This is a genomic window from Cohnella boryungensis (genome assembly GCF_042651945.1).
GTDB classification, from domain to species: Bacteria; Bacillota; Bacilli; order Paenibacillales; family Paenibacillaceae; genus Cohnella; species Cohnella boryungensis.
This window is the reverse complement of record NZ_JBHSED010000071.1, coordinates 107,292-122,283: the sequence shown is the minus strand read 5'-3', so window position 1 is coordinate 122,283 and position 14,992 is coordinate 107,292. Positions and strand designations below refer to the sequence as shown.

Annotated in this window: 15 protein-coding genes and 1 pseudogene; 11 read left to right on the top strand and 5 right to left on the bottom strand. The window is 54.9% G+C overall.

The features are described from left to right. The first annotated feature begins 180 nt into the window (after positions 1–180). The 4 genes from ACFO1S_RS27295 to ACFO1S_RS27280 all read left to right on the top strand — a co-directional run bounded on the left by ACFO1S_RS27295 (position 181) and on the right by ACFO1S_RS27280 (position 4,595). Positions 181–942, top strand: coding sequence for a helix-turn-helix domain-containing protein (locus ACFO1S_RS27295; RefSeq protein ID WP_378127941.1), 762 nt, complete (start codon positions 181–183; stop codon positions 940–942). Between the two features lie 29 nt (positions 943–971). Continuing rightward, positions 972–1,670 carry a transglutaminase-like domain-containing protein gene (locus tag ACFO1S_RS27290; protein ID WP_204604592.1) on the top strand — a complete coding sequence of 233 codons (699 nt, stop codon included), beginning with the start codon at positions 972–974 and terminating at the stop codon, positions 1,668–1,670. A 78-nt stretch (positions 1,671–1,748) separates the two neighbouring features. Continuing rightward, on the top strand, positions 1,749–2,300 hold the full coding sequence (locus ACFO1S_RS27285; protein WP_204604591.1) for a cupin domain-containing protein: 552 nt from the start codon (positions 1,749–1,751) through the stop codon (positions 2,298–2,300). 201 nt (positions 2,301–2,501) lie between these two features. Then, entirely contained in the window at positions 2,502–4,595 is a 2,094-nt protein-coding gene (locus ACFO1S_RS27280; RefSeq protein WP_204604590.1) for a methyl-accepting chemotaxis protein, read from the top strand. 113 nt (positions 4,596–4,708) lie between these two features. Here ACFO1S_RS27280 and ACFO1S_RS27275 read toward each other — a convergent pair. Further along, positions 4,709–5,853: pseudogene (locus ACFO1S_RS27275) on the bottom strand (methyl-accepting chemotaxis protein). 544 nt (positions 5,854–6,397) lie between these two features. Here ACFO1S_RS27275 and ACFO1S_RS27270 point away from each other — a divergent pair. The 5 genes from ACFO1S_RS27270 (at position 6,398) to ACFO1S_RS27250 (ending at position 8,382) form a co-directional block, all read left to right on the top strand. Continuing rightward, a complete protein-coding gene (locus ACFO1S_RS27270) occupies positions 6,398–6,805 on the top strand; it encodes a DoxX family protein (RefSeq protein WP_378127929.1) in 408 nt (135 codons plus the stop codon). A gap of 381 nt (positions 6,806–7,186) precedes the next feature. Then, positions 7,187–7,753, top strand: a complete 567-nt coding sequence (locus ACFO1S_RS27265) for a DUF1697 domain-containing protein (protein WP_204604587.1) — start codon at positions 7,187–7,189, stop codon at positions 7,751–7,753. A 32-nt stretch (positions 7,754–7,785) separates the two neighbouring features. Next, positions 7,786–7,908 carry a hypothetical protein gene (locus tag ACFO1S_RS27260; protein ID WP_378127927.1) on the top strand — a complete coding sequence of 41 codons (123 nt, stop codon included), beginning with the start codon at positions 7,786–7,788 and terminating at the stop codon, positions 7,906–7,908. Further along, positions 7,905–8,135, top strand: coding sequence for a hypothetical protein (locus ACFO1S_RS27255; protein WP_204604586.1), 231 nt, complete (start codon positions 7,905–7,907; stop codon positions 8,133–8,135). Before ACFO1S_RS27260 ends, ACFO1S_RS27255 begins: the two co-directional genes overlap by 4 nt. A 1-nt stretch (position 8,136) precedes the next feature. Next, entirely contained in the window at positions 8,137–8,382 is a 246-nt protein-coding gene (locus ACFO1S_RS27250) for a hypothetical protein (protein ID WP_204604585.1), read from the top strand. 15 nt (positions 8,383–8,397) lie between these two features. On the opposite strand, the gene ACFO1S_RS27245 is transcribed toward ACFO1S_RS27250, so the two are convergent. Beyond that, entirely contained in the window at positions 8,398–8,712 is a 315-nt protein-coding gene (locus ACFO1S_RS27245; RefSeq protein ID WP_204604584.1) for a hypothetical protein, read from the bottom strand. Between the two features lies 1 nt (position 8,713). Beyond that, positions 8,714–9,073 (bottom strand): DUF6864 domain-containing function, encoded by a 360-nt coding sequence (locus ACFO1S_RS27240; RefSeq protein ID WP_204604583.1) that lies wholly within the window; start codon positions 9,071–9,073, stop codon positions 8,714–8,716. A 158-nt stretch (positions 9,074–9,231) separates the two neighbouring features. On the opposite strand from ACFO1S_RS27240, the gene ACFO1S_RS27235 reads away from it, so the two are divergent. Continuing rightward, entirely contained in the window at positions 9,232–10,077 is an 846-nt protein-coding gene (locus ACFO1S_RS27235; RefSeq protein WP_204604582.1) for a MerR family transcriptional regulator, read from the top strand. An 11-nt stretch (positions 10,078–10,088) separates the two neighbouring features. Here the strand turns inward: ACFO1S_RS27235 and ACFO1S_RS27230 are convergent, their stop codons facing one another. Both ACFO1S_RS27230 and ACFO1S_RS27225 read right to left on the bottom strand, forming a co-directional pair. Beyond that, positions 10,089–11,327, bottom strand: coding sequence for an MFS transporter (locus ACFO1S_RS27230; RefSeq protein ID WP_204604581.1), 1,239 nt, complete (start codon positions 11,325–11,327; stop codon positions 10,089–10,091). Positions 11,328–11,387: 60 nt separating this feature from the next. Continuing rightward, entirely contained in the window at positions 11,388–12,527 is a 1,140-nt protein-coding gene (locus ACFO1S_RS27225; RefSeq protein ID WP_204604580.1) for a winged helix-turn-helix domain-containing protein, read from the bottom strand. Positions 12,528–12,755: 228 nt separating this feature from the next. On the opposite strand from ACFO1S_RS27225, the gene ACFO1S_RS27220 reads away from it, so the two are divergent. Further along, complete coding sequence (locus ACFO1S_RS27220; protein ID WP_204604579.1) at positions 12,756–14,978, top strand: patatin-like phospholipase family protein; 2,223 nt, start codon at positions 12,756–12,758, stop codon at positions 14,976–14,978. Positions 14,979–14,992 lie beyond the last annotated feature (14 nt).

Sequence of the window (14,992 nt, the reverse complement as noted above, 5' to 3'; positions counted from 1 at the left end):
ATGTTCCTTTAGTAACCAAAATCGTGTTCGAATGTTCTGTTGGTGACCTGTTAAGAAAAACGATGCTCTATTATGATAATCGATAGACTTCTAGGAGTACGGGGAAAATGCGGCTGTGATAAAATAGGACAAAAGAAACGATAGGATACTCTGAGAGAATAGGAGGAGAGAGGCCGAGTGATGAATTTATACGGGGCGGATCATCATCTGCTGGTCGTGGGAGATACGATTGAAGCCGATTCTCACAAGCACTCCTTCGTACAGGTGACCCTATCTTTGGGGTTGGCGTATGAAATAGAAATAGGAGGAGAGTGCTTTCGCTGTTCCGGCATAGCCATCGATTCCAATGTCGTTCATCGGCTAAACGGACTGGGCCAGCCGCTGCTGCTTCTGCTCATGGACAGTACCTCCGATTTGGCGGCATGCTTTAAGAGAAGAATCGGGGGACATTCGTTGTATGTGTTCCCGGAAGAGATGCTGGACACGACTAGCGAATTCGCGCGAGGCAACTATCAGGCTATTGGGGATAGCGCCAGCTATACTTCGTTTCTCTTGCAGCTTCTCCGGCTGTTGGGCGTGGACTATATTCAGCGGACAGTTAAGGATCGGCGGATCGCGGAGGTGATCCATCTCCTCAAGGAATGCGATAGCTCCGAGCACTCCGTAGGCGCTTTCTCCGAGCAGGTAAATCTATCCGACAGCAGACTCTCCCATTTGTTTAAGGAGAATACGGGAATTTCATTAAGCGGTTATCTTACGTTGCATAAGCTTCAAAAGGCGATCTACCTGATATTTGCCGGGAGGAGCATTACGGACGCTGCCTTGACGGCGGGGTTCGACAGCCCTTCCCACTTCGCGGCTACCGGCAAGAAGCTGTTAGGGATGACGGCTAAAGAGATTAGAAAAGACAGCGTCTTTTTGAAAGTTGCCTGCTCGCTATAACCTTATAGTGAAGGCAGGAGGTGTTTCCGTTGAAACGATATCTTGAAGAAACGGCGCTGCTTGATTACTTTCACCCCCATATTCAGCAGATCATTTCTGCTCAGGGGTGGACTCGGCTAACCAAGAAGGAGCAAATACTCGGCATCTATAATTACGTCCGCGATACGATTCTATTCGGCTACAATAGGGCCGACGATATTCCGGCGTCTGAGGTGCTGATGAACGGTTACGGACAATGCAACACGAAGGGGGTGCTGTTCATGGCTTTGCTGAGAGCTGTGGGGGTACCTTGTCGCATGCATGGCTTTACCATTCATAAGCAATTGCAGAAGGGGGCAATGAAAGGATGGTATTATGGGTTGTCCCCGAAAGAAATTCTTCATAGCTGGGTCGAGGTTTTCCATGAGAACCAATGGCTTAATCTGGAGGGGTTTATTTTGGATATCCCTTATTTGACCAAGCTGCAAAGCAAGTTTAAGGATTGCGAGGGCTCCTTTTGCGGCTACGGAATCGCGACGGACAACTTTCAAAGCCCTGCTATTTATTGGAACGAGAATGATACCTACGTACAAAAGGAAGGGATCGCCCGAGATCTCGGGATTTATGAAAGCCCCGACGATTTTTTTGCCAGGCATCAACAGAATCTGGGGACGATCAGGAGAGGGGTTTATCAATCGCTTGTCCGGCATCTCATGAACCGGAACATTAGACAGATTAGGGAAATGTAGAAGCAAACTGAAAGTGACAAAGGGGGCCTTCCCGACATAGGCATATGATGTGCTTATAAACCTATGGAGGGAAACTCAATGTATAATGTCCCTAATGTCTACAGGTCTCCTTACTATCCTGGGTGGGTCATTCCCTACGCTTACCCTGGGTATGCGTTCGGCTATCCTGCCCTTCAACGGAATTACTTCGCTCAGGCCGAACTCATGCGTTCCGAAGGCTCGGTCCTGCTGAAGGATTATGGGAAGGCGCCGCTGGCAATCAACATCGAGAAGGCGGCCGAGGAAAATAATAACTACCGCACCGCTCTATGGACAGGCGACCACTTTCAGGTTACTGTGATGAGCATCGACGTTGGCGATGATATCGGGCTGGAGGTTCATCCGAAGACCGACCAGTTCATCCGGATCGAAGAGGGACAGGGGTTCGTGCAGATGGGCGACAGAAGAGACAGACTCGATTATCAACAGCCCGTCTATGAGGGCTATGCCATTATGGTTCCTGCCGGCACATGGCATAATGTCACCAATACAGGGGATAAACCGCTGAAAGTCTCCGTCATCTACGCGCCGCCGCAGCATCCCTTCGGCACTGTTCATCCGACTAAGGCGGATGCAATGGCTTCCGGTTGAAACCGAGCTCGAACAGCAGCTTGAAAATCCGAGAGCGTAACGGCTCTCGGATTTTTTGTCGACCCGGGTCGTCCTTTCCCAGTACATTCCGACCAGCCATATCGGTAAGATTAAGTAATCATTCAGCTTGGCTTCAGCGGGGATTCACAATGGGAGATCTATAATCGGGTAACAGATTACAAGACGAAGGAGACCTCTCAGATGACCCCCACAGTTCAACCCTTGCAGTCGAAATACAAGAAGAAGCTTGGCTCGGTTCGAAACAAATTAGTACTCTCGTTCCTGCTCATCCTGCTGCTGCCGAGCTTGGCAATCGGAAGCTTCTCCTACATAACCGCAAAGAATAAAGTCGAAGATCAACTGCAAAGCATGGCCGAGACCGATATTCATCTCGTTAGCCAGCTCGTCGATCAATACGTGCAAGCGAAAATATCGGACGTTCATTTATTGTCGCGGCAGCTATCCGCCCTATCGGCCGACGAGCAGCTTAATGCCTATGTTCAAAGCCATCCTGAAGTAGAAGGCGTCGCCGTTGTTCGGAGCGGCGGGGAGCGCCGCTATTTCCCCGGCAATCTTGAGCCGTCCATGAATGTCGATACAACGGAGCCTGAATTTTATGCTCTGGCGATGGAGAACGAGGGAGAGGCCGCGATTACGGAGCCCTATACTTCCGCAGAGACGGGAGACACCGTTGTGGCGATAGCCTCAACTGCGGAGAAGGGCGAATCGGTTGTCGCCGTCGTGCTGAGCCTGACCGAGCTTAAGCAAATCGTAAGCGAAGTAAAAGTTGGGGATAACGGCTTTATTGTCATGTTCAGCTCCGACGGAGCCAACATTGTTCCTCCGCCTTGGGGAGCCGGAGCGGGGCAAGAAGAGTTGGACAAGACGGCGAATGCAGCTTCCGAATCGCCCCCCGAAGCTGCGACGATGCCTCCGGGCGAAGAAGCCGGCGGGGAGTCGGCAACCGAAGCAGTCGGTCAGCCCCCCTCTCTGTTCAACGGCGAGTCGGGCGAGATCGAACAGGAGTCTCCGGACGGCGAAAGTCGGCGGTTGATCTACATCACGAACGCCTTGACCGGATGGAAGATCGCGGGGGATCGCTCTCCCGGCGAGGTTACGCGCACAGCAGCCCCTATCTTGAATAATACGATTATGGTCATTATCGTCTTTACGCTCGTCGGGGCAGGCTTGATGCTCTTCATTGTCCGCTCGATTACGAGACCGCTGAGAGCTTTGACTGATGCCTCCCGAATGATCAGCCAAGGGGATTTAAGCCGGAGGGCGGATGTGAAATCGCAGGACGAGTTCGGCGAGCTTGGCGCTGCCTTTAACCGCATGGTCGATTCGCTTAACTCGGTCGTATCCGAGGTGAATTCCTCCGCCAATCAACTAGCGGCTTCGTCTGAGCAGCTGTCGGTCAGCGCGGGACAAAGCGCCTCGGCCACGGGGCATATCGTAGACGCGATCGAGCGGATGGCGGACGGCGCCAATCAGCAGGCAAGCCTGGTGGAGGAAAGCGTGCAGACGATTCATGAGGTGTCGGGCAGAATACGGCAAATTGCGGCGGGCGCCCATACTGCGGCAAATGCGACTGGGCAGGTTGCGCTAAGGTCTGCGGAAGGCGGACAAGCGATACAAAGCGCCGTGAGCCAAATGAGTTCCATAAGCCTGTCTGTGAACGGGTTGTCTGACGTGATTAACGAGTTGGTCCATACTTCCACGGAGATCGGTCAGATCGTTGAGGTCATCTCGGAAATCTCGCAACAAACCAATCTTCTTGCGTTAAACGCTGCAATCGAAGCGGCCAGGGCGGGGGAGCAGGGGCTCGGATTCGCCGTCGTGGCGGGCGAGGTCAGGAAGCTGGCGGAGCAGTCCACGAGGTCTACGGAGCAAGTGGCCTCGCTGATCCTTGCGATTCGCGATGAAATCGGCCGTGTGGATCACTCGATGAGAGCGGCTGCGGATGAAGTGAACGCGGGCAGGAGCGTCGTGGAGACGGCGGGCAGGCTGTTCGCCGAAATTGAACGCTCGGTCGAGCAGGTCGATGAGCAGGTTCGCGAGGTATCCGTGACAGCCGAACAGATTGGGAGAGAGACAATGCAAGTCGTGGAGGCGATAGAAGACATCTCCCGCGTCTCGCAATCGACGGCGGCGGGGGCGCAGACGGTGTCGGCAGCTACGGAACAGCAGCTGGCTTCAATGGAGGAAATCTCCTCTTCTTCGTCCTACTTGACTCGCATGGCCGCAGAGCTGCAAGGGCTGGTGGATAAGTTCAAGGTGAAGCCGGAACGATGAGGAATGTCGATCGGGTAAGCCAGACAGAGCGGCGCCGAGCGGGCCGCCGCTTTCTGTGTGGCTCTTACGGCGCAAGCTGCGCAGGAATGCGCCTATCGCCATCATCCTATTGCTCAGGCGGAAGGACGAATCGAGAATTTTCCGACTTCGCTCTCCAGTTCGGAAGACAACAGGCTGAGCGCCTCGGCGGAATGCGCCATTTGCTGAACGGAGCCGGTCTGCGCGGCTGACGATTCGGCAATCTGGCGGATATCGCTCGATATGCCCTGCGACCGTTCGGCCAGCATGCCCGACATGGCGGCAATGTGGTGCGAACCGGCCTCAAGCTCGGCAATAAAGCTTGCAATCCGCTCGATTTGGGCCTTCGCTTCCTCCGAGGAAGCGAAAATTTGTTTGAACGATGCATCCGTATGCTGCACGACATTCATTCCTTTATCCGCCTCCGTCAATCCGGTAGACATGGATGCGGAGGCCTCCTTCATTTCCGCCCGGATCTCCCGGATCAGCTCTGTAATTTGCCCGGCCGAATCGCTGGATCGCAGCGCCAGCTTGCGCACCTCGCTTGCCACGACGGCAAACCCCTCCCGTGCTCGCCGGCATTCGCAGCTTCAATAGAGGCGTTCAGCGCGAGCAGATTGGTCTGCTGCGCAAGGTCGGTAATCACGTCCGCCACGCCCCCGATTTCCTGAGAGCGCAGGGCAAGCTGCTCAATGACCTCATGAATTTCTGTCGTGGTCTGCTTGATCTTGTTCATTTGATCCAGAGTATGAACGACGACAATCCCGCCGTTATGAACCTCCTGCTGAACGCTTTCCGATGCCTGTCTGACCGCTTGTGAGGCTTCCAGCAGCCGATTCAGGCTGTCCAGATGCTGCTCTGCCGTCCGTCTAGCCTGCAGCGCTTCCTCCTGCTGTACTATGGCGCTTTGCGAGATCGTCCCGATATAAGCGGTCATTTGCCGGGCAGCCAGCGTGCTTTGCTCGGAGCCGACGTGAAGCTCGCTGGAGGATGCCGCAACCTGTACGGCTCCTGCATTGATCTTACTGACCAGATCGTGCAGCCCTATGCGCATCCGGTTGATCGCGCGGGCCGTATCGCCCAGCTCGTCCTGTCTGGCGGAAGGCAGCTCGGGAACCAGCAGATTGCCTCGCGCTACCTCGTTAATCGTCTGCGATATGGCGAGGACCGGGCTGGATACGATGTAGGTAATCCAGCGTGCGACAATCACGCCCAACAGAATAATCAGACAGGAGAACATGGAGAACTGAAATTCCGCCAAATGATCGGCATCCATACTCCCGATTCGTCCCATGCCGAGTCCGTTCTCCGCATCTGCACCGCTTGCGGCCTCGTTTGCTTGCTCCGCACTCCATTTGTCCAGCTTGTCCGCCAGCGCTCGACTAAGCTCCGTTGCCTCTGCGATGCCGGAGGCGTCCACCTGTTCAGGCGATGGCACGAGCTGCTCCAGCACCGCATTGGAGCGGGCATTGACCGTCATCGCTTCGCCCAGCAGCCGCTCCAGCCCGCTATAGGCCTTCTTCTGCTGCTCCAGCTCGAAATAGGTAATGCTCGACAGAACCATAAGAAACAACAAAATAATCGAAAAACCGCTCATAATTTTTGTTTTTAAGGTGATGCCCGGTATTCTGGCCATGATGCTTCTCACAGATGACATCCGGTTGTCCTCCTTCAAGTAATTCAAAAAATCATCCTTTTCCCTATTATAGTTACTTGAAGTAATTAACTGCAAATATTATATTTACATTATCAGATATATTTACATAAGCGAGGAGTTGGCGGATTTGGCTTTGAATCGGTTGGGGGTTTCCATCTTTGCGGTCAGGATCGTGGTCGGCATTATTTTCTTCGTTCACGGCATGGATAAATTTCTAAACGGGATGACGAATACGTCCTTGTTCTTCGAGGGCTTCGGGATTGCAGGCTTTCTGGCCTACGTGATTTCCACGCTTGAGGTGGTGGGAGGGGCGGCGTTGATTCTGGGACTGGAGACGCGCGTATTTGCGGGGCTGTTCTTGATCGAGATGGTCGTCGCCATAGTCAAGGTAAAGGCTGGAGCAGGCTTGATGAACGGCTATGAGCTGGATTTGGTCATTGCCGCATGCTGCATTCTGCTCGCCGTCAACGGCAGCAGATGGCTGTCGCTGGATGCCGTGTTTCATAAGAAGCATCGGGACGCAGAGGCCGGGTAAGGAGTCCGGGTGCCGGACAAAAAGGAAACGTACAGGGGCTTCCGCGAGGAAGGCCCCGATTTCATTTCGGGAGCTATCCAGTTGTACGAAAATGTTCAGAATGGCAGGGTAACAGCAGATTACACTCTTCTTATTTGGAAGACAGGCGCCCTACGAGGTGATCGGGACAGAGGGGGATGTACGCTGCAGGCGCGGTAACGGTAGAACTTGCGGCAGCGCAAATCAGACTGCCGGTTGAATAAAGGCGGGCATCCCCTCTATACTTAATCTTGCAGCGGAAATACCGACAATGAGGCTGCCGGCGAACGGGAATGCCGCAGATTCCGTCAGGATTGCCGATCAATTCGCAGCCTTCTTCATACGGGAAACGGAGGATTAAGAATGGTCTATGTTGCACTGCTTCGGGGCATTAACGTAGGCGGGAATAACCTAATCAATATGAAGCGTCTGAAGGTAACGTTCGAAAAGGCGGGCATGCTGGATGTGGTGACTTACATTAATTCGGGCAATATTGTTTTTGCCAATCGGCAGGGGTTGTCCAACACCGAGCTAGCTCATGTGCTTGAACAAGCGATAGCTGAGGACTTCGGTCTGCAAATCCGGGTTGTGGTGCGAGACTGGGATGAGATTCGGACGGTCATCGAGGCTTTGCCGGAATCTTGGACCAATGGCGATCAAGCCAAGAGTGATGTCATGTTCCTCTGGGATGAGGTCAATGACGCCTCTGTATTGGACAAGCTTCCGCTCAAGCCTGGAATCGGAACCTTGCTGTACGTTCCCGGGGCTGTTCTATATTCCGTAGGCAGGGACGAGGTCAACAAAAGCGGGATGAACAAGCTTGTGGGCTCCACGGTCTACAAATATATGACGGTACGAAACGTGAATACGACCCGTCGGATTCATATGCTGATGCAAGAGGCCGGGGAGAGAGAGTCGAGCGGTTATTAGGCGATGATGCAGGACGACAACGGCGGAAGGGAATGAACCGGAGAGATGAACGTGAACGATTACATGCGCTATGGAACATGACGGTCGTTCAGGTCATGGACATTCGCTATAGCCGACGCATGGTCAAGCGCAGATCTGGCTGGACGAGCAAGTGAATATAGTCAGTCGATTTCATGTCCTCCATGGCGGCAAAGGAACTCATGCGAAGATTGTCGCCGAGTCTGAGTTTGCCTATTATGTTCTCTTGTATAAAGCCGCTTTGCCGTCTAATGCGGGAAAGGAGCTGCGACTGCTTATGGAGCGGGACAATCCGTGTCAGCTGAAGTACGCCTTCGCTCCCCGATCTCCGATCGAGTTAATGGACAAGGCAAAGCAGATGTAATATGCAATGGAGGCATCAAGAGGCGCGCCAGAGGCTGCAAGTAAAAATCCTGTTCCACCAGTTCGTCTACGAGATGCTGGGCCAGATCAAGCAGCAGAAGATTGAGCTAAACAAGCCTGATCTGGTCGGGCAGGCGATCCGGTATAGCTTCATTCCGGCTGCCGGATCGGAAAGTCGGCCGCTTGGTGCATATCGCGATGCTCCCCCTCCGATGTACGTCAATGAGGGGGATTTTCCTTTGAAATAGAAGTCCAAGGCAGCATCAACCGCCATTGTCCTTCGACCGCGAGCCGATCAGGTAACCGATAATCGTAGATTCGACCGGGAGCACGACCAGCGTCCACAGCTCCTTGAGTCCGAAATCCGCGGAGCGATAGCTCTCGGGCGTCAGCGTGTATACCAGCGCGACGAGAAGCATGCCGAGCGCAATCGTGCCTACGATGTACAAGCGAACGTTGTCTCCCGATCCGAAAAACAGGCCAAGGAAGCCAAGCTCCGCTTTGCGTTTTTCGCTTTCGGCGTTGGCGGCAATGATCTTGCTGGCAACCTTGGGGTCTTGGATTTCGATTTTGTTCATGTCAGGAGACCCCCTCGCCCGCGTAGAACGTAAACGTCAGCATCCAGGACAGCGCATCGAAATTAATCGTAACCTCATAGCTCAACGAGAGCTTGCGGTTGTTCAGAACCCCAAGATGGATCATGTCCGGGTTGCCGGTCGGCTTGCCTCGCGGAAAGTTGATGCAGGCGATTCTCACCTCATTGTATCGAACCAGCCGGATGTCCGTTATGAAATCGTCTCTTTCCGGCTCCTGTTCGATGCAGAAGATGAAGGTCAAAGGGTCGTTTTCTTCGGACAGGACGATCTCGATCGGACTCATCCCGTAAGCGAACACTCTGCCGTGATAGACGACCTCGAATCCTCCGGACGTAATCTTCATGCCCATCCCTCCTCGGAAGGCTGTTGTCGTACGAGCTTTATGATTTATTTTACGAGCCGGAGGCTTCGGGCATGACAATAATTCTGGGCTTCGATAGGCAAGGGGCCGACATTCGGGAAGATTAGGGATTGACCTTGCCCCAGGGTAAACGCTGTACGATGAACATACAGATCACGCTGGAGGGAGGCTTCAACTTGCTTACGGTTGGACTTGTCGCACGTCTATTTGGCGTGACCGCCAAGACGCTTCGTCATTACGATGCTATTGGCTTGTTCTCGCCCGCCCGAGTCGGGAAGGATAATCTGTATCGCCTGTATGCTCCCGATCAACTGCCGGAGCTGCGGCGGATCCTGTTCCTGCGTTCGATGGGGCTTGGCATTGAAGCTATTCGGGAGCTGAAGCGGGACGGCACGATGGACGATGCCGACAGGATCAAGCTTCTGCTGGAGGAGCGGGCGAACGGCCTTCAAGAAGAGATCGCAGCCCGGGAGAAGCAGCTTGCCGACATTCAGCGTATGGTCGAGTATATGACGTTTAATGGAGGCATTCCCATGGAAGCCAAAGTAGTGGAGCTGAACGCATTTACCATTGTCGGAATGGCATGGGACAGCAAAAGGAGCGAAGGAGATATTCCCGGCATGTGGCAGCGGTTTCTCTCTCGTCGGCATGAAATTGAAGGAAAGCTGCAGCCCGCCGTTACCTACGGCATCTGCCTTCCCGGAGAGAACGAAAATTTTGTCTATATTGCGAGCTACGAGACAAGCGGGGATAGCGTTCCCGAAGGCATGACCAGGGTAGTCGTCCCGGCACAGCGTTACGCAGTGTTCACGCACAAGGGACTTGCCGACAAGCTGGGCGACACCTACGAGCTGATCTACAGCCGGTGGCTGTCCTCCCAGGGGCTGGAGCTTGTTAAAGGCATCGACTTCGAACGGTACGACGAACGCTTCCTCGGGCCGGAGGCGGAGCGGTCGGAGCTGGAGATTTACATTCCGATCGCCTAAGCAAAAGCAGATCAAGCCATTAAGGAAGGCTTCTTCTCGGAAGACTTGGCCGTTCTCCATAGCCAGCGCTGCAAGACGACACCGATCAAGCCCACGCTGCCTACGCCGATGCCCACGGATAAGAAGGTAAAGGGCGCGCCCCAGAGTCCGATCAGAACGCCTCCAGTCAGCGGGGAAACGATAAAGACGACGCTGCTCATGGAATCATAAATCCCGCTGACCCGGCCGATGGCCTCAGGAGGGGTCTCCTTCTGCATCATATAATTCAAGCCCGTCGAGATAAATCCGGTGCCGATCCCGCCGATGAAGGAGACGGGGAGGATTATCCAGAGAGCGGTATCCTTATGAAATAGGCCAGCTGCCATAAACATAAAGCCGATGAGAGCCACTCCTCCCCCTAGCAGCCACCCGAAGGCCGATAGCTGCTTGAACCGATGCAGCCAGGAGACGCTCGCCAGTCCGCCCGCGCCGACCGCAGTCACGATCCAGCCGAGCAGCTCGGGTCGATGCGGGGCTATCTCGCGCAGCAGGACGGTGATCTGGGCATCGATCAATTGGGTTCCCGCCAGACCGATCAAGCAGAAAACAAAGCTGACCAGCAGAACGCGGCTCCCGAAGAGAATTCGCCAGCCCTCTCTCCAAGCCGAGCGCACACTGAGCGATTCCGCTGCTTCTTCGGCTGCAGCAGGGTATCCTTCCTTAGCGGGTATCCGAAGAAGCAAAATCGCGGACAGTACGAAGCAGGCCGCATTGATCGTCATGCAGCCCGAGGGTGAGATCGCAATAGCCACTGAAGCCCCCAGCAGGGGACCTAGCACTTTGGAAAGCTGAAAGACCGCTCCATTCAACGAGGCGGCTTGCAACAGCTGATCTGGCGCGACAACGCTTCGCGTCATCGCCTGCTGAGCCGGGTAGTGGAAGACGCGGGCGGTAGAACGCAGCGCAATCAATCCGAGCAAGCCTTCTGCGTTAGGCGCGAAGATCATCATGACGGTGAGGCCGGCGCGGAGCAAATCAGCGGCGACCATCAGATTGCGCTTGTTCCAACGGTCGGCGACTATGCCTGCGAGCTGGCTGAACAGTATGCCGGGCGCTGCGAAGGAAATCGGCAGGAGAGCGATAGTCATAGCGTCCGCTTTCCAGACAAAGCCCAATAGAATGGCGACCGCCATGAAATCGAGATAGTCTCCGAATGCCGAGAGGCCATAGGCGATGAACATTTTGGTGAAAGAGCGGTTTTTCCTAAGCATGTAGAGGTCCCCCTGCCTGAGTCGTTACACTCATCGTAGCAAGGGAATGTCAGAGAAGGATCAGAGATGCTTGCGAAGCAAGTGCTCTGCAGCAGCGAGAAGCTCGCCAAAGCGGTAGTGCATCGACAGGGCATCCCATTGCCGCGCATACTTCACTTGTCGAGCCTCGTCGAGCGAGTAGCTTCTAAGATGCCGCAGGGCCATCCTCAAGTGGATGAGCAGATGAGGGATAAAGTGGGTCTCTCGAATCGTCTCGAGCGCTTCGTCGAGCGTCTGACCCGCGAGAGGGATTTTCCCCAGCCGATAGAGGTAAATAGCCTTCGCCGCAAGGAAGGCCCCGCGTTCTCTCCGGATCGGATGCCGGGCAAGCAGCGCGCCGCATTCCTCAAGCTTGACTGCGGCCGCAGCCAGATCGTCTTCCTGCAGCCGCACGTACATCTCCTTCAGCAGAAAGAGCGCAGTGAAGCTGGGAGAATGCAAATCCGCGATATCCTTTCTGAGCGAATCCAACGCTTCCTGAGCCTTTTTCGGGCTCCCGGCTTCCAAATATAGATGAACCGCGTTCAACCGGAGATCGCTCCGCCATTCTCGCGAAAGCGGAAGATCCTTGTCGAGCAGCCGCTCAAAATAGCAGAGAGAGGCTTCGGGTTTAAACTGAAGGGTCGCGTGGAAAAATGCCGCATACAGGACCTTCTGCCAGTCGCTGATGCTGTCGGTGCTCAGCAACCATTCAAAATCTCCTTGGATAAAATGCAGATAGTCGTCATAGTAAGGATCGCCCGGCAGGCTTAGGAGGCTTCGGTGCGTAGAGAGCAACTGCATCGCTGCGCCCATTCCCAGCTGGTGATACTTGCCAAGCATTCGGTGAACATCGTCCGCGAATTGCGAGTCCTGCAAGAGCGGACTTTCCTGTTGCAGCGGAGCATGACGGATAAGCTTGTAGCCTTGGCCGCGAACCGTGCCGACATGGAGCAGATGCGGCCAGACGGATATTTTTTTGCGTATACGGTAGATATGATCGTCCACGGTCCGATCGACGGGCGCCTCAAGCGGCCAGACGGCATCCAGCAGTTCCTCCCGCGAGAAGGCGCGTCCTGCGTGCTCATAGAGAAAACGAAGCAAGGCAAACTCCTTGGGCAGAAGCTGGATGCTTCCCCCTGCATATACGGCCTGACAGGTATCCGAATCAAACTGGATCATGCTTGTCCTCCTTACCCGTTCAATAGTGATGATGGCATGAGCTCCGGGAGAAAGCAAGTCATCGCAACCCCCCGATGCTTCGAAATACAGAGTGCGGCGAATGAATGGCCGTTGCTCTGTATTTTTTTGTGCTGAATAGGGATAGGATGCCGCCTAGTCATGAATTGCGCAGTCCGTGAATAAGGTCAATACGGGCTTGTAAAACCAAAGGAACAGGGAGGCAAGTGAATGGCTGTCGGATTGGTATTAAGCGGTGGCGGAGCGCGCGGAGACTTTCAAGTCGGTGCGGTGCGCTACCTCTACGAGAGAAATATCCGGCCTGCGATCGTATCGGGCACTTCGGTCGGGGCCATTAATGCGATCAAGCTCGCAGAAGGCGAAGGGGATGGCCATGATGCGACGAGGGGATTGCGCGGATTAATCGGAATCTGGCGCGATTTGAAGAGCAACTCGGATATGTGGAAAGAAGAGGATTGGCTGCTTAACGTCAAAAACTCAAAGGTACTGTCCTTCCTGAGCCAGTCTGCCGGAAGACAGCTGGGCACCGTGGGCGTAGAGATTGCCAAGCTGGGCTTGGGCCCCGTCGGCTGGGCGTGGGTGGCTTACGATCTCATACAGACGGTCGGAGATATCAATGAGCTCAAACGCGAGCTAGGCAAGATTGTGAACGCCCAAGCGCGCTCGCTCTATAATCTGGGCCCGATTATCGCCAAGCTGAATGACCCGGTCAAGCTGGATTTGAACAAAGTCAGACAAAGCGGCATGAAGCTGCGGCTTGGCGCAGTCGCGTTGGAGAGCGGCGAGCTGCGTTATGTGACAGAGACGGGACAAATGCTGGAGCGGGACGGCGTTACGCTGCTTAAGTCGGGCGTCTCGCTTGCTCCGGAATGCAGTTTAATCGCTGCCTCGATCAAGCAACTAGAGTCGAACCGCAGCAGCCTTCAATTGGAGCTGCATTCGGCGGCTGGCAGCGAGAAGGCGCGGCTTGTGGCTCAAATTCGCGAGCTCAATGCCCAGATCACGCAGAAGAGCAGCCAGCTGGCAAGCTGCAATCTGGCTCATCCGCCGCAAGCGAATCTGCTGCAGGTCGGTCTGATCCAGGGTACGATTGCCTCAGCCTCGATCCCTTTGGCTTTTCCTCCAGTCAAGCTGGGGAACGAGAATTATGTGGATGGCGGCGTCCGGGAGATCGTACCCATCCAGGCGGCTATCCAGGCGGGAGCAACCGAGGTATATGCCGTCCTGGCATCCGATAGCAGTCTGGACGCGGCGCGAAGCGTTGCCGGAGGCCATCTGCTGCCCTCCTTTGACGCGGGCGTCGCCAATGTCGGAGATGTGGTCAATCGCGCCACGAGCGATATTATGACTCACGAGATCGCTCTGAACGAAGCGGCCCCAGAGAATGGCTGGGGCCCCGCTGCGAACGTGACCATTATTCAGCCGGACAACGATATTCACGATATTATGACTATCGATCCCGGACTCATTGATATTCGCATGGCGCAGGGCTACATGAGAGCGGACGATACGGTTCAGGCCAAGCACATCGATCCGGCAGGCTATCGGCAATTGACCGAGCAGTATTCCCGGGACCGCAATACCGTCCTGATCTACGAAACCCGGCATGCGATCTGGGCGATGGAATACGCCGCTAACGGCTATCAATTGCAGTATGACAGCAATGGACGACCGGTGAATCCGGCTCCGACGATGCAGCCGAGTCTGCAAGCGATGCTAGAGGTGAGAGCTCTCAAAAATATGCTGCGGGATTTAGTGCGCGAACGGCAGCAGAAGGGAGGCTTCGTTCCATCGGAGGCTGAAAGCTGGTGGAGCGACTGGGAGCGTCATCCTTGGCAGCCGACTCGCGGGTTATGGCTGCCAACCGGTCCGGCAGCGGAAGGAAACGATGTGCTGCCGGGCGAGGTTCTGGCCGTTGAGCGCGCCATTCATTCGCCGAACGGGGCATATTCTCTGGTATTTCAAGGGGACGGCAATCTGGTTCTCTACAAGATCACCAAAACAACAGGAGCGCTTGCCCCGGAGTGCAGTCCGATTGCCGTGGAAATCACTCAACTGGAAGCCGAACTGACGGCGCTTCAAGAAGAGTTATCTACGGCGGGCCCCCGAGAGAAGGCCCCGCTCGTCGCCCAGATTCGCCGGGTCAGCGCTACGATCAGCGAGAAGAATAGCTCTCTAGCCGCCTGCAACGTCACCTATCCGCCCAAGATCAACATTCAGAGAAGCGCGATCTGGGCATCTGGAACAGGCGGCCCTGTAGGGGTATGCATCCTGCAAACCGATGGCAATCTGGTTATCTATGACCCCGGAAATCAAGCTCGGTGGGCTTCGAATACAAGTCAGCATCCCGGCAGTCGCCTCGTCGTTCAGGACGATGGCAACGTTGTAATCTACAGACCTGACGGAAGGGCCGTCTGGTCAACGCGAGGTTAAATCATAATCGCCGC